Annotated in this window: 12 protein-coding genes and 2 pseudogenes; 10 read left to right on the top strand and 4 right to left on the bottom strand. The window is 49.0% G+C overall.

All coding sequences use genetic code 11. The features are described from left to right. Nucleotides 1-14: 14 nt before the first annotated feature. The 10 genes and pseudogenes from DXT99_RS27315 to DXT99_RS01450 form a co-directional block, all read left to right on the top strand. Nucleotides 15-1,628 (top strand): annotated as a pseudogene (locus tag DXT99_RS27315) (glycoside hydrolase family 97 catalytic domain-containing protein); the annotation flags it as partial. Next, a complete protein-coding gene (locus tag DXT99_RS27460) occupies nucleotides 1,626-1,916 on the top strand; it encodes a glycoside hydrolase family 97 C-terminal domain-containing protein (RefSeq protein WP_262511348.1) in 291 nt (96 codons plus the stop codon). The pseudogene DXT99_RS27315 and the gene DXT99_RS27460, both read left to right, overlap by 3 nt. Nucleotides 1,917-2,177: 261 nt before the next feature. Beyond that, entirely contained in the window at nucleotides 2,178-3,770 is a 1,593-nt protein-coding gene (locus DXT99_RS01415) for a glycoside hydrolase family 43 protein (RefSeq protein ID WP_115563713.1), read from the top strand. Between the two features lie 207 nt (nucleotides 3,771-3,977). Then, entirely contained in the window at nucleotides 3,978-5,672 is a 1,695-nt protein-coding gene (locus DXT99_RS01420) for a glycoside hydrolase family 43 protein (RefSeq protein ID WP_220273333.1), read from the top strand. A 309-nt stretch (nucleotides 5,673-5,981) separates the two neighbouring features. Further along, nucleotides 5,982-6,380, top strand: coding sequence for a hypothetical protein (locus DXT99_RS01425; protein ID WP_147294153.1), 399 nt, complete (start codon nucleotides 5,982-5,984; stop codon nucleotides 6,378-6,380). Nucleotides 6,381-6,553: 173 nt separating this feature from the next. After that, on the top strand, nucleotides 6,554-7,570 hold the full coding sequence (locus tag DXT99_RS01430) for a zinc-binding alcohol dehydrogenase family protein (RefSeq protein WP_115563716.1): 1,017 nt from the start codon (nucleotides 6,554-6,556) through the stop codon (nucleotides 7,568-7,570). 137 nt (nucleotides 7,571-7,707) lie between these two features. Then, on the top strand, nucleotides 7,708-10,167 hold the full coding sequence (locus DXT99_RS01435) for a glycoside hydrolase family 95 protein (protein ID WP_317048105.1): 2,460 nt from the start codon (nucleotides 7,708-7,710) through the stop codon (nucleotides 10,165-10,167). A gap of 683 nt (nucleotides 10,168-10,850) precedes the next feature. Further along, nucleotides 10,851-12,389, top strand: coding sequence for an alpha-N-arabinofuranosidase (locus tag DXT99_RS01440; protein WP_115563717.1), 1,539 nt, complete (start codon nucleotides 10,851-10,853; stop codon nucleotides 12,387-12,389). Between the two features lie 380 nt (nucleotides 12,390-12,769). Then, nucleotides 12,770-14,938, top strand: coding sequence for a hypothetical protein (locus DXT99_RS01445; RefSeq protein WP_115563718.1), 2,169 nt, complete (start codon nucleotides 12,770-12,772; stop codon nucleotides 14,936-14,938). A gap of 240 nt (nucleotides 14,939-15,178) precedes the next feature. Beyond that, a complete protein-coding gene (locus DXT99_RS01450; RefSeq protein WP_115563719.1) occupies nucleotides 15,179-16,129 on the top strand; it encodes an alpha/beta hydrolase in 951 nt (316 codons plus the stop codon). Nucleotides 16,130-16,546: 417 nt separating this feature from the next. On the opposite strand, the gene DXT99_RS26925 is transcribed toward DXT99_RS01450, so the two are convergent. From DXT99_RS26925 to DXT99_RS01465, 4 genes and pseudogenes are all read right to left on the bottom strand, one after another. After that, nucleotides 16,547-16,699, bottom strand: a complete 153-nt coding sequence (locus tag DXT99_RS26925) for a hypothetical protein (protein WP_181884989.1) — start codon at nucleotides 16,697-16,699, stop codon at nucleotides 16,547-16,549. Between the two features lie 97 nt (nucleotides 16,700-16,796). Continuing rightward, nucleotides 16,797-17,432 (bottom strand): annotated as a pseudogene (locus DXT99_RS01455) (N-6 DNA methylase); the annotation flags it as partial. 243 nt (nucleotides 17,433-17,675) lie between these two features. Further along, nucleotides 17,676-19,133 carry an RNA-binding domain-containing protein gene (locus DXT99_RS01460; protein WP_181884990.1) on the bottom strand — a complete coding sequence of 486 codons (1,458 nt, stop codon included), beginning with the start codon at nucleotides 19,131-19,133 and terminating at the stop codon, nucleotides 17,676-17,678. Between the two features lie 61 nt (nucleotides 19,134-19,194). Beyond that, on the bottom strand, nucleotides 19,195-20,040 hold the full coding sequence (locus tag DXT99_RS01465; RefSeq protein WP_115563720.1) for an agmatine deiminase family protein: 846 nt from the start codon (nucleotides 20,038-20,040) through the stop codon (nucleotides 19,195-19,197). Nucleotides 20,041-20,063: the final 23 nt, after the last annotated feature.

A 20,063-nucleotide genomic window follows, 5' to 3' on the forward strand; every position in this document is an offset into this window, starting at 1 on the left:
TTTTATTTACCCTAATGCCATGCCTGGCACAGGCACAAAACGGCACAGTCAAAAGTCCTGACGGACAACTCCAGGTAGAGGTGTTCCTGCAAAGTGGGCAGCCTTTTTATCGTGTCTCGTTTAAAGGTGAGGCAGTCATGGAGGATTCTCCTTTAGGGCTGGTCACCAACCTCGTTGATTACTCCAAAGAACTGACATGGGAAGGCACAGAGCAGGAAGCTATCGAGGAAACATATAGGCAGGATAAGATAAAGCAATCCGAAATTCAATACCAGGCCAATAAACTGGTTTGCGCCTTAAAAAACAAAGACGGCAAACAGCTGAAGGTTGAGTTTAGAGTCAGCAATAATGACATAGCCTTTCGGTATGATATCCCGGCATCCGGAGAGCCGCTGGCCCTTGTTGTGGAGAGGGAGGCAACCGGGTTCAATTTACCGCAGGGCGCGAAGGGATTTCTGTCACCGCAGTCGAAGAGCATGGTTGGCTTTGCACGGACAAAGCCCAGCTATGAAGAGGGATATCAGATAGAACAGGACATGGCAGCTCAATCAGCAAACGGACTGGGCTATACCTTTCCATGCCTCTTTCAGATTGGCGAAAAATGGGCGATGATTTCTGAAACCGGTGTGCGGGGGCTTTACTGCGGTTCTCATTTAAGTGATCCGACGCCTGATGGAATCTATACCATTGCATTTCCTGACGAGACAGAGAACAACGGATTCGGAAGCACTGGCGCAGCCATCGGCCTGCCAGCCACAACTCCCTGGCGAACCATTACCGTTGGGCAGGGCCTGAAGCCCATTGTAGAAACAACCATTCCCTACGATGTGGTAGAACCCCTGTACGAGCCTTCTGTAGACTATGCGTACGGCAAAGGAACGTGGAGCTGGATTATGTGGCAGGACCAGAGCATGAAGTATGAGGACCAGGTTACATATGTTGATTTGGCGGCGAACTTAGGATACGAGTTTATTTTAATAGATGCGCTGTGGGATCAGCGCATTGGCTATGAGCGCATGGAGGCGTTGATTGAATATGCACGGACCAAAAATGTAGGGGTTTTCCTCTGGTACAACTCCAACGGTGTAGTTAATGATGCTCCCCAGACTCCCATCAACAAAATGAACACGGCCATCGCCCGGAAAAAGGAAATGTAGTGGATGAAGAAAAATGGTGTAAAGGGCATCAAAGTGGATTTCTTCGGAGGCGATAAGCAAGAGACCATGCGTTTATATGAGGATATCTTATCAGATGCCAATGATTATGGTTTGATGGCGGTTTTTCATGGGACGACGCTGCCGCGCGGGTGGGAACGCATGTTTCCTAACTATGTGGGAAGTGAAGCTGTTCTGGCATCTGAGAACCTGATGTTCAGCCAGCGAGCCAATGATATGGAGGCATTGCATGCCACCCTGCATCCATTTATAAGAAATGCCGTGGGCAGCATGGAATTTGGCGGTGTGGTTTTAAACAAGCGCTATAACCGGACCAATGACGGAGGAAATTACAGGAAAACAACCGACGTATTTCAGCTGGCCACTGCCATCCTTTTTCAGAACCCGGTACAGTTTTTTGCCCTGACGCCCAATAACCTGAGCGACGCCCCGGATTTCGCAATTGATTTTATGAAGCAGGTACCTACTACATGGGATGAGACTATGTTCATCGACGGGTATCCTGGTAAGTATTGTGTCCTGGCCCGACAGCACGGAGATAAATGGTATGTAGCAGGGGTTAATGCCCTTTCAGAACCTGTTAAGTTAAAAATAAGTGTACCTATGCTTTCTGGAAAAGAGGTAAAGCTGTATGGAGACCGTAAAGACGGAACCAGCTATATGAAACGGGTGAAGGTTAATAAAAAAGGAGAGCTGGCAATTGAGATTCAGTCGCAGGGTGGCGTGGTTTTAGAGCAATAGTTATTCCTGGAGAGCTACAACATGGAAAATTGATTTTAGCGATGCCCTAACCTAAACGAATGGCTGAAGCAGAGAGATGTTGCATTCCCTGGAAGTTCGCCTACCCCTCTGAACCAGAAGTCACACTTTGTTTTAGTGCAGGTCCGGACGGGACCTTTGGAATAAGTAGCCATTCGAAACCGTCATACCCGTTCAGTATGAAAGCAAGAGGATAACAATTTTTTAAGGATAGTTATACCTTATAGAAAGCGAATGATGCCAATGATAAAAAAGCTTTTGCAATTTAGTTTATTAGCCCTTGTTTACCTGTTCATGGCATTGCCTTCGCAAGGGCAAGGTGCACAGAACCCCATCATTCATGCCGATGTCCCTGACATTGCCTTGATTAGGGTAGGGGATACGTACTATATGAGCAGCACCACCATGCACATGAGCCCGGGGTTGCCCATCATGAAGTCCAAAGACCTTGTCAACTGGGAGCTGGTGAATTATGCCTACGACACCCTGGGAGACGTGGACGCATTGAATCTGACCAATGGGGAAAGTGCCTATGGCAAAGGCTCCTGGGCCAGCAGCCTCCGTTTTCATAACGACACCTACTATGTGACCACCTTCGCCCAAACTACCGGGAAGACATATATTTATTCGACGAAGGACATCGAAAAAAGCCCCTGGAAAGTCCATTCCTTCGAACCTTCCCTTCATGACCATACTTTGTTTTTCGAAGATGACGGCCGCGCTTACATGATCTGGGGCGGCGGGCAGTTAAAGATGGTAGAGTTGAAGGAAGACCTTTCAGGAACAAAGCCAGGTACGGAAAGGGTCCTGATAGAAAATGCAACGGCACCTGCTGGCCCCAATGTAGGGCTGCCTGCCGAAGGGTCCCAGCTTTTTAAGGTGAATGGGAAGTACTACCTGTTTAATATCGCCTGGCCCAAAGGCGGAATGCGCACCGTTATCGTTCACCGGGCGGATAGGCTAACAGGTCCTTACGAAAGCAGAGTGGCCTTCGAGGATAAAGGTGTGGCGCAGGGAGGACTGATTGATACACCCAATGGCGATTGGTACGCTTACCTGTTCCGCGATTATGGCGCGGTCGGGCGCATCCCATACCTTGTTCCGGTAAAATGGGAGGCTGGCTGGCCCGTAATCGGTATGGATGGCAAAGTGCCTGATGAACTAAGTCTTCCTGCCAGCAAGGGCCTGATGCCAGGTGTTGTGGCATCCGATGAGTTTACGCGCGAAAAAGGGGAGCCTGCATTGCCCTTAGTTTGGCAGTGGAACCACAATCCTGTGGATGAGCTTTGGTCGGTTACGGAGCGGAAAGGCCATCTGAGGTTGAAAGCCGGGCGCGTCGATAAGGACTTTTTGCAGGCCAGAAATACCTTAACGCAGCGGACTATTGGGCCTGAAAGCGCTGGTTCAACAGCAATCGATGTGTCGAACATGAAGGCGGGTGATTTTGCCGGTCTTGCCCTTCTGCAGCAACAGTACGGATTGGTTGGAGTCACATATGAGAAGGGCGCTACATCCATTGTGATGGTCAGTGCCGAGACAGGCAGCCCGGTAGTAGCGGAAAGTGTGCCGCTCAAACAGAAAAAGGTATACCTGAAAGCTGAAGGAGATTTCAATGATCGCAGGGATGTGGCCACTTTCTATTATAGCCTGGATGGCAAAACATGGAAGAAAATTGGTTCACAGCTGAAGATGGCTTACACCTTACCACACTTCATGGGGTATCGTTTCGGGCTGTTCAATTATGCCACTAAAACGCCAGGCGGCTATGTGGACTTTGACTATTTCCACATCGATGACCGGATTGCCAACACAAGTAAAGCGCAGGCAGCAGAATAGAAACAAGACGGATTATGATGATGCGGAGCGCATCTTCCAGGAAGGAGATGAAGTAGTTTGATTAAACTTTTCCTGCGCTTTTAAGACATAAGCAATTTCAAAAACCTGAACTCAATAAAAATCAACAGTTATAAATTAAAGATGAATAGAATTAAGTTTAGAATTACTCCATTAGGAAACAGGCAGTTTGTGCTACTGTGTGTTTTCATGACATTATTTTCTTTTATGGGATTAGAGGTGAATGGCCAGACAAAGGTGAAAATGGCAAAGAATGCTCCCGTATTCTCCAACTTTGTATATGAAGGAAATGACCAGGTATACAATAACAATCCTTTGAAGGAAGGTGAGTTCTATAATCCCATTTTGCAGGGCGCTTATCCCGATCCGGCAATTACCCGCAAAGGCGGTGATTACTATATGGTGCACTCATCCTTTGCCATGTTTCCCGGAGTTCCGATTTTCCACTCCAGGGATTTGGTTAACTGGACGCAGATTGGGCATGTGTTGGACCGTACTTCGCAGTTGAATGTGCACGATACAGGAATCAGCGCTGGGGTATATGCACCGGATATAGAGTATAATCCGAACAATGACACTTTCTACATGATCACGACAGCATTTGCTGGAGGGCTGGGAAATATTGTCGTAAAAACGAAAGATCCCTTACAAGGCTGGAGCGAGCCGAACAAGCTACAATTCGACGGAATCGACCCCTCTCTTTTCTTTGATGACAACGGGAAAGCCTATGTGGTGCATAACGATGCCCCGGATAAAGGGAAAGAACTTTATGAAGGGCACCGGGTGATCAAGATTTGGGAGTATGACCTTGAAAAGGACCAGGTAGTTGCCGGGACCGACAAGATTATAGTTGACGGCGGGGTTGATATTGAAAAAAAACCAGTCTGGATTGAGGCCCCTCATATCTACAAAAAAGACGGGCGTTATTATTTGATGTGTGCCGAAGGCGGTACGGGTGGAAACCACAGCGAAGTTGTTTTTGTAAGCGATGACCCTAAAGGTCCTTATACACCTGCACAGAATAACCCCATTCTGACTCAAAGATATTTAGACCCCAATCGTCCAAACAAGGTGGACTGGGCCGGGCATGCCGATTTAGTTGAAGGGCCTGATGGCAGATACTATGGTGTGTTTCTTGGTATCCGTCCAAATGAAAAGAATAGGGTTAACATTGGTCGCGAAACTTTTATCCTGCCTGTTGATTGGTCAGGTGACTTCCCTGTTTTCATCAATGGTCTTATACCTATAGAACCAAAGTTGAAAATGCCAGAAGGGGTTGAAAACAAAACCGGCGAAGAAGGTTACTTTCCCAACGGCAATTTCACATTCATAGATAACTTTTCTTCTGAGAAGCTGGATCATAGGTGGATTGGTTTAAGAGGACCCCGTGAAGATTTTATATCATCAACAAAGAAAGGATTGAAGATAAATCCGTTCCCGGTGAATATCAAGGAAATTAAACCTACTTCAACGCTCTTTCACCGGCAACAGCACAATACTTTCACTTATACTACAACGCTTGATTACAGGCCGGCCTCAGAAAAGGATTTGGCCGGTATTGTGGCTTTGCAAAGCGAAAGTTTCAATTATGTTTTTGGTATTACCAAAAAAGACAAGGATCACTATGTTGTGTTGCAAAGAACAGAAAAGGGGCAATCTAAAATTATTGCCAGCAGCAAAATAGATGTTAGAAAGCCTATACGGCTACAGGTTAAGGCAGATGAAGATGACTACCAGTTTAGCTATTCAACGAATGGAACCGATTTCGTGAATTTGGGAGGCACTGTTTCAGGTGATATCCTGTCGACTAATGTTGCGGGAGGTTTTACTGGTACTTTGCTTGGGCTGTACGCCACTTCTGCAAACGATGCTTTCCCCCAGTAAGAGACTTTCATAATATTAAGACTTTACTTCAACTGAGGCGCACATTGAAATTACTACTTCACTGTGCGCCTCAGTTTTAGAGTAACATAGGTAAACATATAGAATAAACGGAACAGAAGGAATAAACGGTCTGTGTATGGTGTCCAAAGAAGATAAGAATGTTATTAGGTTTGGACTGGCAGATATTCGCCAGTAGATGGTAATGTTGTATCAATCAGCTTCTTATATCAAAATAACAGGCATATACAGAGCAACCTGTGAAAAATACTTTAGCTGGAGGTCACGATGTTGATGGAAGTTAGGAATTCCTTGGGAAAGACTATTCATAAGATTGAGCATGAAGAAGAGATTGGCATCGTGGAAGCCGTCTGGTATAGCGCAGCCTCTCAGGAGGACCTCAAACAGGCGCTATCGTTTGGGCTCATGGTACACGAGCAGACGCACTGCCCCTACAGGCTGGAAGACATAACCAGTCTCTCAGGCCTTTGGGCTGATTTGGGAGCGTGGTTAGAAGAAGACTGGCTGCCTTGTGCCTGTCGCGCTGGCATACGGTATGTAGCCTACATAGCTAGCCTCAGCTCTTCTGGTGAAGCAGCAGGGGCGGCACACCCCCTTGATAGCATAGGCTCTCTGATAGAGGTGCGCTTCTTCACGGACAGAGAGAATGCCCTGAACTGGCTCAAGAACAAACAAACTGGAGGCTTGTGAAGAATGTATTCTCTGTCATCTTTCTGCGTTACAGGAAATACAAGTCATCCATAGATAGAATTGATTTTTCAGCATCGCTAAACCACCGGCCAGCTTATACACGTGGACGGAGGCTATGTACACCTGGATCGGGCAATGGTAAATGCTTGAAGCAACCTATAACATCAAAGTATATGAAAACATTAGTATGTACTACACCAGGAACATTAGCGTATGGGGCAGCAGCAAAGCCAGAGCTAACCAAAGGCAACGCGATCATTAAAATCAAGCGGATTGGCATCTGCGGTACTGACCTTCATGCTTTTGAGGGGACGCAGCCATACTTTGAGTATCCGCGCATACTGGGGCATGAACTCGCCGGAGAGTTAGTTGATTTTGACGATGCACCAGGCTTCAGGAAAGGAGAAGCGGTCACTTTTATTCCTTATTACAACTGCGGCGTTTGTATTGCCTGCCGCTCCGGTAAACCCAATTGCTGCACAAAAATGCAAGTGTGCGGGGTGCATGTTGATGGCGGCATGGCAGAATATCTTACAGTACCCTCCAGTTCCCTTGTGCACGGAGGCAGTTTGTCTTATGACGCTTTAGCACTGGTGGAGCCTTTAGCCATAGGGGCACATGCTGTCAGAAGGGCCGGAATACAGCCCGGTGAACATGTGTTAGTCGTAGGTGCCGGCCCTATTGGCCTGGGGATCATGGAGCTGGCACGAATCGCTGGAGCTACTGTTATTGCGATGGATATAAATGAAACACGCCTTGCTTTCTGTAAAGAGAAGCTCGCGATACCTTATATCATCAATGCCAATGGTCATGATATAATGGAGCAGTTGTCGGAAATTACAAATGCGGACATGCCCACCGTTGTTATGGATGCGACAGGAAGCAAGCAAGCCATTCAGAGCTCTTTTCAGTATATGGCACATGGCGCCCGGTATGTACTGGTAGGCTTACAGAAGGGAGAGGTCTGCTTTAGCCATCCTGAGTTTCATAAGCGTGAGGCTACTTTAATGAGCAGCCGCAACGCCACGCGCGAAGATTTCAAGAAGGTGATTTCGTCTATGGAAAATGGGTTGATTGACCCAGAGGCATACATTACACATCGGGTACGTTTTGATCAGGTACAGCATGATTTTAACTCCTGGCTCAAACCTGAGACTGGAGTCATAAAGGCGATGGTTGAGTTGGAATGATATACTTAAGAATTTTGGATAAACTCATTCAAGCATCTTCGTGATAAGTAGCGCTTATTGAAGGTCAGTAAGCTGCAGGTAGCATATGATTAGAAATCTTAAAGCTATAAACAAGGATGAGAGAATCACAAAGAAAGATGATGAGAGGATTCTTATGTTGTCTGCTGTTTAGTCTGACGTTCCTGGCTAACGCATTTGCGCAACAGGATGCCCCCCTGAGGCTGTGGTACACACAGCCGGCAGAGAAGTGGGTGGAGGCCCTGCCGGTCGGAAACGGGCGCCTGGGCGCCATGGTTTTTGGTGACCCCGCGAAGGAAGTGATTCAGCTGAATGAGAACACGGTCTGGGCCGGACAGCCCAACCGCAATGACAACCCTCAGGCAAGGGAAGCCCTACCTGAAGTCCGGAGACTGATTTTTGAGGGGAAGTATAAGGAAGCCCAGCAACTGGCAAACCAGAAGTTCATCAGCAAAACATCGCACGGAATGCCCTACGAGACCGCAGGCAACCTGAAGCTCTCGTTTGCCGGCCATGAAAACTACACAAACTACCACAGGGAGCTGGATATTGAGAATGCGGTGGCAACCTCCAGTTACCGTGTCAACGGGGTGAACTATAAAACAGAGGTGTTTTCCTCTTTTCCGGACCAGGTCATCGTCTTTCGTATGTCGGCGGATAAACCCGGTGCTATAAGCTTCTCCGCTACGATGGACAGACCTGCAAATGCCGAAGTCTCCACTAGGGGCGGTGACGAACTCGTGCTAGCAGGGAGAACAGGCAGTCATGAGGGGGTGGAAGGAAAGGTGCAATTCCAGGCCAAGGCCAGAGTCCAGCACACCGGGGGAACAGTAAAAGCTATGGAGACTGGTTTGCATGTGGAGCAGGCGGACGAAGTCACCATCTACATCTCCATCGCATCTAATTTCAACAACTACAAAGATATTAGTGGTGATGCGGCAGCGCGGGCAGATGCTTACCTGCAAAAGGCACTGAATAAGAATGCGGAGGCGATTTATCGGGATCATGTGGCTGACTACAGGCGATATTTTGACCGGGTGAGCCTCGACTTAGGCGAAACGGATGCCGTAAACCTGCCCACTGACCAGAGGGTAGCGCAGTTTAAAAAAGGAAATGACCCGGGTTTGGTAGCCCTTTATTTTCAGTTTGGCCGGTATTTGTTAATCTCTTCTTCAAGACCCGGTGGGCAGCCGGCGAACCTGCAGGGGATCTGGAACGACCAGCTCACCCCGCCCTGGGACAGCAAATACACTGTGAACATCAACACGGAGATGAATTACTGGCCATCTGAGATAACTAACCTGGCGGAGCTGCACGAGCCGCTGATACAGATGGTGCGCGAAGTTTCCGAATCCGGCCGCCAAACCGCGAGAGACATGTATGGGGCTCAGGGTTGGATGTTGCACCACAACACGGACATCTGGCGCATCAACGGGGCAGTGGACGGTGCCTTCTGGGGCATGTGGCCAATGGGTGGGGCATGGCTTTCGCAGCACCTGCTCGACAAGTACGAGTTCTCCGGTGACAGGGAGTACCTTGCGTCCGTTTACCCCATCCTGAAAGAGGCTTCGCGGTTTTACCTGGATTTCCTGGTGGAGGAGCCGGAGCACCAGTGGCTGGTTGTTGCTCCTTCCGTATCGCCTGAAAACGCCCCCGCTGCCCACCCTGGTTCGTCCGTGACGGCGGGTACCACCATGGACAACCAACTGGTTTTCGACCTGTTTACCAGGACTATTAAAGCGGCGGAGACACTTAAAACAGATGAGGCATTAGTAGCTGAAATGAAGAAGAGCCTTCAGAAGCTGCCGCCTATGCAGATTGGCAAGTGGGGGCAGCTCCAGGAGTGGATGCAGGACTGGGATAACCCAGAGGACAACCACCGGCATGTGTCGCATTTGTACGGGCTTTATCCCTCGAATCAGATATCCCCTTATCGTCATCCGCAGCTGTTTGATGCAGCCAGAACATCCCTGGTTGCCCGGGGCGACGAGTCCACGGGTTGGTCGATGGGCTGGAAGGTGAACCTGTGGGCTAGGCTGCTGGATGGTAACCGTGCCTATAAACTGATAAAGGATCAGCTATCACCTGCTGGTCGTGAAGCCTCTGGAGAGGGAGGCGGTACTTACCCGAACCTCTTTGATGCGCATCCTCCTTTTCAGATTGACGGGAATTTTGGCTGTGCGGCGGGTATTGCTGAGATGCTCCTGCAAAGCCACGATGGAGCCGTGCAACTTTTACCGGCTTTGCCTGACGCTTGGGCGAAGGGCAGCATCAGCGGGCTCAGGGCCAGGGGAGGATTTGGGGTGGACATAAAATGGGAGGACAACAAACCTGGTGAAGTGACCATCCGGTCTGCCCTGGGAGGCAACTGCAGAATACGGTCTTACTACCCGCTCTCTGGCAAAGGGCTGAAGAAAGCGAAGAGGGCGAACCAGAATTCTTTTTACCAGATAGCCGACATAAAAGAGCCGCTGGTTTCCCCTGGTGCAGACTTAGAAAGTGTGCAAATCAGAAGAGTATATGAGTATGACCTTAAAACCAAACAGGGAGGTGTATATGTCGTCAATCTGGCAAAATAAGAGAACACATGAGCTATTCACCGGTCTGGGTGCGATTGCACCTCGCCTCCTGTTTTCAATGGCGGCAGCAGAACAGCGGATGCTGAAAGCAGAGGCAGCCTGATGAAAGCGGCTAAGGTTCATCCGTACCCCAAAATCGATTGGAAGTAATTTAAATCTATGAGAATAAAAGGCTTTATTCCGCCTGAGCGGCACCATCTGTTATCGGGAAGTAAAATAAGGAGGCACAGGAGAGTCACATTGTAATGGCTTAAAAATACGTTCATGATGGCCTTAATGTAACATGGTCAAAAGTACCTGTAACATGAAAAGTGTTCTGTAAGGGTTCAGTTGTATATATTTGATTGCTGAGAGCGAGATAGTTTTTAGAAATTTTCGCTGGTAGTATCTGATTATGAAATATACTACAAAGGGATAATGAACTGATACTTTTAGAATGGCGATGAAATGTATGCTGATGGCACAGGCGTGAATGCTGCGTGTGTACCATTATCCACCACATGATAACCGCTTTTTGTTTTGCATGGCAGGCTGGTGACTGACATCGCAGTGTTGGAACTGCAGGCACGTCAGCAGATGTGTTGGCCCTGAGTTTCTGGTGAAAGTGGCAATGATACTGTTTCCTGTTCATGGGGTTTCAGTTCGGGGATTCCTGTTAACCTATTTAAACAACTAATCAACAGATGAATAAAATATTTATTAGTGGTGTTCTACTTCTTTGCAGCCTGATAAGCTATGGGCAAACCTCCATAATTATGGATGCCAAAGGCTCCGATCAACAGATTAGCCGCCACATTTACGGCCATTTTGCCGAGCACCTGGGGCGTAGCATCTACGGCGGCTTTTATGTAGGAGAAGACAATACAAAAATCCCGCATGTCAACGGAGTACGTAAAGACGTTATTGCCGCTCTCAAAAACCTAAACATCCCCAACCTGCGCTGGCCCGGGGGGTGTTTTGCCGATACCTATCATTGGAAAGACGGCATTGGCCCTAAAGATCAGCGGCCTACCATTGTAAATACCTGGTGGGGTGGGGTTACCGAAAACAATAGCTTTGGCACCCACGACTTCCTGAATCTTTGCGAGGTGCTGGAAACCGAGCCTTACCTGGCCGGGAACGTAGGCAGCGGCAGCGTGCAGGAAATGATGGACTGGGTACAGTACACCAACTCCAAGGAGGGGAACCCTATGTCGAAACTGAGGCAGGAAAACGGCCGGGCCGAACCCTGGCAGGTGAAATATTGGGGCATTGGTAACGAACCCTGGGGCTGCGGCGGTAACATGGACGCAGAATTTTATGCCAATTTCTACAAACAATACGCCACCTACATGGCCGAGGGCTACCTAGAAGGGGGCATCTACCGCATTGCTTCGGGCCCTGCCGGCGACGACTACAACTGGACCGAGGTGCTGATGAAAAAAATACCCCTTTCTCTGATGGAAGGTATTGCCCTGCACCACTATGCCGTAACCGACTGGGACGCCAAAGGCCCGTCCACCACTTTCGACGAAAAGCAGTATTTCGGTACCATGCGGCAGGCCCTGCTGATGAACGAGCTGGTGGAGAAGCACAGTGCCGTTATGGACAAGTACGACCCGGAGAAAAAAATTGGCCTGGTGGTAGACGAATGGGGTGGCTGGTACGAAGTTGAGCCTGGTACCAACCCTGGCTTCCTATACCAGCAAAACACCATGCGCGATGCCATGATTGCCGGTGCTACCCTCAACATCTTCAACAACCACAGCGACCGGGTGCGCATGGCCAACCTGGCCCAGACCGTAAATGTGCTGCAGGCAGTGATTCTTACCGATGAGGAAAAAATGCTGCTTACTCCAACCTATCATGTGATGGAAATGTACAAGGTGCATCAGGATGCTACCCTGCTGCCACTACAGGTAAAATCAGCAGAGTACCAGCTCGGCGATGATAAATTGCAGGCAGTTTGGACATCAGCATCCCGCAACAAGCAGGGCGTCACCCACATCAGCCTGGTGAATGTGCACGCCAGCAAGGCGCAGGAAATCAGCATCGACATTAAAGGGGCCAGCTATAAAAAGTTAAGCGGCAGAATCTTAAGGTCCAGAAATCTACAGGATTACAACACCTTCGAAAATCCCAACCTGATCACCCCAAAAGCTTTTAAAGATGCCAAACTAAGGGGTAATACCCTTTCCCTGAAAGTACCGCCCTTTTCGGTGGTAGTACTGGCATTGGAGTAATGGCTAGTCGTGTATTCTTAAAACCGGCACTACTTTTACCTCGGCGTGTTGCCCCTGCTAGGAACTTCGGCCACTCACTTTGGGGGAGAAGCGCTTTAAAGAGCCTGTCTACACCGCACTCCATGAACGGCTTCTGACAAGAGCAAGATGCCGGCATACATGGCTGTGCTGCGTAAGCTGCTGATCCTGTTCTGGATGCTGTGGCGCAGGAATCAGGCGTATGATCCGCATCACGGCCATAGGCATCAGGAACAAAAGAGGCTATCCAACTATAATAGTCGTGGCAGAAAGGACGGGTTTTGCCGCCTTTAGTGCGGTACCGATGGATATGCTTGCTATAGCTGATTGATCTTGATGAAATAAAACAGTATCTAGTTCTTATGGTAGTAATCAGGACAATTGTTTTCAGCCTCTTGCTGTGCTGTATAGCGGGCATTCAGGCAGGGCTTGCGCAAAGGGTATACGTGCAGTACGATTCAGTAACTCCTCAGGCATCATATGCCTTCAGGCAGTTAAAAGAAGCACTTTTAGCACAAAAATATACTGTGCTGGAAGATCAGAATGGGTATGATTATTTAATCAGAATAGAGGTGGATACTGCCCGTCTGGAAAGCGAATCATTTGCCATTATACCAGAGCAGAACACCATCACCATCCGTGGTGGCGACAACAGGGGAATGATATATGGCAGCTTCTCGCTTGCTGAAAGTTTGCAGCATGGCACAAAGCTTCAGCAAGTACGAAAGCAAAGCGAAAAACCACATTATCCCTTTCGTGCCATCAAGCATAATACCCCCTGGTATTCTTATCGGCCTAGTTCTGCCCTGGATCAGCACTACGAAACAGTGCGGGATGTGCGTTACTGGGAGGCTTTTCTGGATATAGTGGCTGAAAACCGCTTCAATTCCCTTTCCCTCTGGAACCTTCATCCGTTTGTGTACATGATAAGCCCGAAAAACTTTCCGGCAGCCAGCCCGTTCAGCGAGGCCGAAATGAAAGAATGGCAACAGCTGCACCAGGAAATATTCCGGATGGCCCACGAACGTGCTATCGATACCTATATTATCCCCTTCAACATCTTTGTAAGCCCGGAGTTTGCGAAAGCTTATGGGGTGGCGCACGAAAATGTATACCCAAACTATTATGTGTCGGGAGATACCTCTGAAATTGTAAAACGCTACATGCGGGAGAGCATCACCCAGCTGCTACAGGAATATCCAACCCTTACCGGCATGGGCCTTACACTGGGGGAGGGAATGGCTGGCATGACGCCGCAGCAACGGGAGGACTGGATATATGACACCTATATTGAAGGGATGCGCCAGGTGGGCCGGCCGCTCAAACTGGTCCATCGGATTCCTTTTTCCAGTACCACCGAATCGCTGGGGGCTACCAGTGTAGACCTGGAGCGACTCACGAGGAAGTCTATAGAAAGGGAAGCAAACTTAGACTTTATCCAGGAGCCTATATGGGCTGACTTAAAATATAACTGGTCGCATGCACACTCTACGCCCAAACTGGTAAAGGTGCATGGGGGAGAGATGTTTGACACATTTTATAATCCCATGCCGGAAGGCTACAAAATTACCTATACCGCGCGTAACGAAGATTTCTTTGCGCTTCGCTGGGGTGTTCCGGATTTCATACGTGCCCATGTTGCCCAAAACAGCCAGCCTTATGTAGGAGGGTATTTTATTGGCTCAGAAACCTATATTCCTGCGAAGGATTATTTTACAGCCGTGGAGGCACCGGTAGACTGGCAGTGGGCATTTGAGCGGCAGTGGCTGTTTTATAAGTTATGGGGAAGGCTGCTGTACAATCCTGCTACTTCGGATCGGGTATTTCAGAATGAATTTACCATGCGCTATGGTAAAAAGGGCAAAGACCTGCTACAGGCATATTCCCTGGCCTCGTCCACTCAACTGCGCCTTGCCTCGCTCTACGATTCGAGGTGGGATTTCACCCTCTATGGCGAAGGGTTTATGGCACTGATAGGAGACAGCACCCAGTACATATCTGTTGACGCCTTGATAAACCAGCCGACCCTAGACCCGGATTATGTGTCGGTGAAAGACTATGTGCAAAAGAGCCTGGCTGGCAACTCGTTTGGAGAAAAGAGCATTACGCCGCCTGTGCTGATCCGGATGCTGGAACGCGATAGCCGGAAAGCGCTGCGCCTGGTGAAAAACATCGATACCATGCATGATGCTTCTCTGATGTATGAGGTGGCGGATGTGAAAACTTGGGCAAACCTTGGCCTGCACCTTGCCGAAAAGTTGAAAGGTGCCGTAGCGCTTCAAACTTACCGGATGAAAGGCGGGAAAGAAAACCAGCAAAAAGCGGTAGCACACTTGCAAAAAGCGCTCGAGTATTGGGACGAAGTTATTAAAATTACCCGCCCCATCTATAAGGACATGCCCCTGACGCATTATAATGGAAGCAGCCATGACCGAAACGACAACAATCTGTTCCACTGGGCACGCATCAGGCCGGAAGTAGCCAGGGACATCGATATTGCAAAAGAAGCAATTGTACAAGCCATTAAGTAAGAGGAGAATTTACTTATGAAAAAGGTACAGTCACCGGCGAAAAAAGGTCAAACACATTACCAGAGCCACCTAGACAGCTGGAAAGGGATGTCTGGCTTACCCTATGTACGTGGTTGGCAAATTAAGGAGTGGGTTGCATAAGTACAGAGACTTTGATGTCCTGGTGAGTGAAGGTGAAGCTTTGAAAGCTAAGAATTATTAATATATTAATTTAAATTATAATTTATCAATTGCATTTCTATGACCTGTAAACTTATAAACCTGACTAGAACTTTCATTTTAAGCACCTTACTTGTTTTTGCTGCACCGGCAATAGCGCAGGACGGTACCATCTATCCGCTCAAAGCCCCTGCAGAGCAAAATGCCATTCCGCTCGGCACGGGCGGTGTTGATGACCAGCCCGCCTCTGAGACCTGGTTTCGCCAGTGGGGCGATCCTATGGCGCGGAACATCTCTAAAGCGACCCTGACTCCCTTCCTGCCTGAACCGGGCAAGGCGAATGGCACGGCCGTGATCGTGGCACCCGGCGGCGGATTCAGGTGGCTTTCGATGGGCAATGAGGGCTGGGAAGTCGCACAGGCACTTGCCGACAAGGGAATTGCTGCCTTTGTGCTCAAGTACCGGCTCCACCCGACTCCGGAATCGCTCGACGACTTTACGGCATGGATGAATCGACCTCGCTCGGCTCCAGCCGCGTCTGCCAGCACTTCCCAAAGTGAAACACCGCCGAGTCCGCCGCAGCAGGACCTGTCTAACCAGCTCGAGGACGCCGAGGCCGCCTACGCCATGATACTTAAGCGTGCCAAGGAGTGGGGTGTCGATACGGACAGAATAGGCATGATCGGCTTCTCGGCCGGCGCCGGCCTCACGATGCATTCAACACTCAACTCCAAGACCATGAAGCTAGCTTTCATCGGTCCGATCTATGGCGGTATGGGCCCAGTGGAGGTGCCGAAGAACGCTCCGCCCATGTTCAATGTCATTGCCACTGATGATTTTCTCTTCCGCGGTCAGTTCGGTGTGGTTGATTCCTGGTACAAAGCGGGCATCCCTGTCGAATTCCACCTCTACCAGAACGGCGGCCACGGTTTCGGCCTCGGCAATCCTGACCGAACCAGTAATCGGTGGTTCGATGCCTTCATGTATTGGCTGGAGGTTAACAACTTTCTCACGGCCAGGTCCGGGAAATGATTTGGCTGTCACTTAATGAATGTCACATTTACGAGTTGCCAAAAAATTTACACGGTTAAATAGCTGTGTAAGCAAAAGCCTATATCCATGAAGAATAAAACATCAGTCACAGTCTTGGAAGGACTTACTTGAAAACTATTCAAATGGCAAAAGAGATGAAGTTTGTGTAAGCTGCAATAAATAAACAAAGCATACAGTCGAGATACTGTCTTGAAAGCAAGTGAAAGGATAGGATTGATTTATTAATATGGCATAAGCGAAAAGGTAGCTTCAGGCGATTCGATGTATGGAAGTTTATCTTGTGTAGCCCCGGCAATAGCTGGGGCTACTTTTCTTGTCTCCTTCGGAGCCAAGCGTAAAAAGAGGCTTCGGCTCCTCATTACCGGAAGATTTTTCCTATTTAACTCAAGTTGCGAGTTACTCGATGATTTGGTTTAGAGTATAGGCGAAGATAAAGAGCATGATTTTGAGGATGAACCCTGTCGGAGTGACCACAGGCAGACCCTCAGCAGGCTTGAAAGACTTATCTATCACCAAAATGTCACCCTCATGAATGTTAGCGTTCACCATGGAGCAGCCTTTCACACGCATCATATAGGTGGAGGTGGGGTTCTGAATGATGTGCTTGAATATGTCGATGCGGTTCGCCGTCCAGTTCGCCGATGTTGTGCAGGAACATGTTCATCAGGCACAGACGGCGCGTGGAGGCTACAATCTCATTGCCGAAGAAGGTGTTCTTCTTCAGTAATTCCTTTGCCTCTTTGTCCAGCTCCTTTTTATAGTGTTCCAGCACATAGTCGTAGGCGGCCAGGAAGAAACCTCCTGTGCCGCAGGCTGGATCGGCGATGGACTTGTTTGGCTTGGGGTCTACACAGGCTACAATGGCTTTGATGATAGCACGCGGCGTAAAGTACTGGCCGGCACCGCTCTTGGTGTCTTCGGCGTTACGCTCGAGTATGCCTTCGTAGATGTCGCCCTTCACGTCGGCACCCATCAGCACCCACTGCTCGCGGTCTATTAGTTCGATGAGCTTGTAAAGCTTAGCCGGGTCCTGAATCTTGTTCTGGCTCTTCACGAAAATCTGGCCCAGCAGACCTTTCTCCTTGCCAAGTTCACGCAGCAGGATGGAGTAGTGGAGTTCCAGTTCAGCTCCGCGTAAACCGCGCAGGCTTTCCCAGTTATATTGAGCCGGTATGGTAGATGGGCGCAGGTAGGGAGGCTTGCTGTATTCGTCGGCCATTTTCAGGAACAGCAGGTAGGTAAGCTGCTCCAGGTAATCGCCATAGCCCACGCCATCGCGCAGGGTGTTACAGAAGCTCTATACTCTGGATACAATGCTATTAGTTGTGTTCGTACTCATATTTTATTTTAATCCATCTTTCTGTGCAGCCCTTGAATGCTTTTCAAACTGCACGTGTATAGTGTGCTATAATGCTTCTTTTGCTTTCGGCACAGACACTCGCGGAACCTTCGAACACCGCGAGGTCTTTTGAGCGAAAGCTTCTGTTTTATTTTCGCGCTGCCTTTTATGCAACCAGTTACTGAGTCACCTTTTAGCGAGAGATTCTCCTGCTTCAGTAGCTATATATTTTCCTTTCTTTTTTGAGCCAACATAGGTAATCAGTTCTTGTGCTGTCAGGGCTTTTATGTCCCGCTCAATGGTTGCCTGCGAAACGTCCATTGCCTTACTTAACTCCACTGCTTTGCTTCTCTGCTGCCTGACAATCGTTTTCAGTACTTCAAGTTGCCTTGCACTTATCCCCTCATTTATCCCCTCATTTATACCCTCACTTATCCCCTCATGAACTCCGCCAGATACACCGCCAGCCTGACTTACTTCCAACGGTATGGTCATCCTGAAAATATCGCCTTCGTCAAAAACAGGTTTCTGGCCGGGTGTGTAGTGTGGCAGGTACTTGTTTACATTCAGGATGCCGGAGCCCAGTTCATCTACATGGCCCAACTGTGTGAAGAACTTCGCAATGACAGGGTTCTTTGGGAAAGGTGAAAAATTGTCTGGTGTCAGGTGGCCGTAAGTATGTGGAGTCGTGGCGTTTTCGGTTACAACCTTGTCAGCGTAAATGAGCAGCTTAGCCGGGAAACCGTTGGTAAACTCGCGGTGCACGAGCAGGTTGGCGACCACTTCCCGGAATATTTTGGAACGTAGGCTCACCCGGACAGCTCCCTCCATGAAAAACTTGTCCGGAAGGTGCTTGGCAATGAATTCCATGAGCTGCTCGTAGGCGTCAATCAGGTTAGTTTGCACGTAAAGCCGGTCGTCGTAGCGGTCTAGGTTCTGGCGGCGTACGAGGGCATCTGTTTTATAGTGCGGCAAAGCACTCTGAATGATTTCATCCTGCCCCAGCAGCAATGCCGCCGCCAGCGTATAGCCCTCCCGGTTCGCCTGCAGGTCGCGGCGGTACAGCCCTGCCTTGTGCAGGAGCTGCGCATCATCCAGGGCAAGCCAGGGGTGGTTATAATCACGGCTCCGTATCAGATTTCGTACCTTGGGGAAAAGCTCTGGCCTAAAATCTGAGAAGCGAAGCCCCGGGTAAATGGTGTTCTCGGTATAGCTGGTGCTCTTGCGGTTGTAGAGTTCGGCAATGGCGGTGTGGTGCGTCAGCCTATAGTCGCCATCGGAACTACGGTCAAAAACTACTCCCTTGGACTTATGGACCTGCGAACTTTCCGGGACCTGCACATGCACGACAGTGGCCCCCTCTAGGGTATACACTACCGGATGCAGTATAAACGGCGGGTCCAGCTTTTGAGCATTGTTTGTCAGGTTTACCAGGTCCTTGGTGAGCTGCTCTACTTTGTCTGCGTCTATACCAGTTACCGTGCCGTCGTCAGTAACGCCCAGCAGGATATCGCCGCCGCATCGGTTGAGGAAGGCACAGATGGTCTCGAACAGGTTAGCAGGCAAGGCGGCTTTTGCTTCCTTGAATTCTAACCGTAGCCCCTCTGGCTGCTGTAGCAGCTGCTTTATCCGCGCCTCGTTCATATGCCTGGTAAAATACCGCAATTAAGTTTGTGCTGCAACTGCTGCAGCCAGTAAGCAGTGTTTATTCCTGTATTGTCCAGGTGGTGCAGTTCAGAAGACCACCATGAAGGGCGACGTCATTGTAGTTAAGGGTTTCAATATTCCGGTCGGGGTATAGCTGTTGGAACAGGCGTAGTGCTTCATTATCCTTATTTCCTGTTAACTCAAATACCGGCAGGATAATCAGGTTTCCTAATTCCAGAAAATTGATATAACAGCCAATAGCATGGTCAGTGTTTTTGGAAATTTTGTGCTCAAAGAAGGGGATGTCAATGTACGCTAGCTGGTGTTCCTGAAGGACTTTATTTATCCCGCTTTTCCAGTACTTGTATTCCATTTCCCGGTCGTTTCCGAGTAGGGTGTTTCGGTCAACAAACCGGACAAGCCCATCTGCGTGGCCTGTCATGTCAAACTTTATATGCGGAATGACAATCACTTCAGCGCCTAATAGTTCCTCGATCTCCGAGATGAGTTTTGTTCTGCTGGTATAGGCAGGGTTCTCACGAAACACCCTGTCTGTGATAATGGCCCTGTCCACCCAAGTTACCACATTACCGCCATCCAGGTTGATGTGTGAGAACCTGGCTTTGAGGTTGTTGGCCTCACAGACTTCCTTTGGGTCAGACTGTAAGTGCAAGTCATCTTTAAGGTAAAAGGGTTCATAGCGGAACTGCACCAGCTTTCCCTGACTGACTTGAAGCGGCATATAGTCCCGGCACCAGATATCCTTTGTCTCTTGTATTTGTTTGTGTGAAATACCGTGCCTGTCCAGAATAGAGATTAGTGCCTGGCTGGCGTTGCTGAACCTGGCATCTGTGTGGAGTAATGCTGAGGTATAAACGGTGTTGGTTTGATTTCCTGTTATCATCTAAAAGATTAGTAAGCTGTGTG

It is taken from the genome of Pontibacter diazotrophicus, assembly GCF_003367245.1.
Taxonomy (GTDB): Bacteria; Bacteroidota; Bacteroidia; order Cytophagales; family Hymenobacteraceae; genus Pontibacter; species Pontibacter diazotrophicus.

Coding starts and splice junctions, on each gene's coding strand:
- DXT99_RS01465 (WP_115563720.1), bottom strand. CDS start 20,040: ATGATAACAGGAAATCAAACCAACACCGTTTATACCTCAGCATTACTC.
- DXT99_RS01440 (WP_115563717.1), top strand. CDS start 10,851: ATGAATAAAATATTTATTAGTGGTGTTCTACTTCTTTGCAGCCTGATA.
- DXT99_RS01420 (WP_220273333.1), top strand. CDS start 3,978: ATGACATTATTTTCTTTTATGGGATTAGAGGTGAATGGCCAGACAAAG.
- DXT99_RS01445 (WP_115563718.1), top strand. CDS start 12,770: ATGGTAGTAATCAGGACAATTGTTTTCAGCCTCTTGCTGTGCTGTATA.
- DXT99_RS01450 (WP_115563719.1), top strand. CDS start 15,179: ATGACCTGTAAACTTATAAACCTGACTAGAACTTTCATTTTAAGCACC.
- DXT99_RS01460 (WP_181884990.1), bottom strand. CDS start 19,133: ATGAACGAGGCGCGGATAAAGCAGCTGCTACAGCAGCCAGAGGGGCTA.
- DXT99_RS01435 (WP_317048105.1), top strand. CDS start 7,708: ATGATGAGAGGATTCTTATGTTGTCTGCTGTTTAGTCTGACGTTCCTG.
- DXT99_RS01415 (WP_115563713.1), top strand. CDS start 2,178: ATGATAAAAAAGCTTTTGCAATTTAGTTTATTAGCCCTTGTTTACCTG.
- DXT99_RS26925 (WP_181884989.1), bottom strand. CDS start 16,699: ATGGTGAACGCTAACATTCATGAGGGTGACATTTTGGTGATAGATAAG.
- DXT99_RS27460 (WP_262511348.1), top strand. CDS start 1,626: ATGAAGCAGGTACCTACTACATGGGATGAGACTATGTTCATCGACGGG.
- DXT99_RS01430 (WP_115563716.1), top strand. CDS start 6,554: ATGAAAACATTAGTATGTACTACACCAGGAACATTAGCGTATGGGGCA.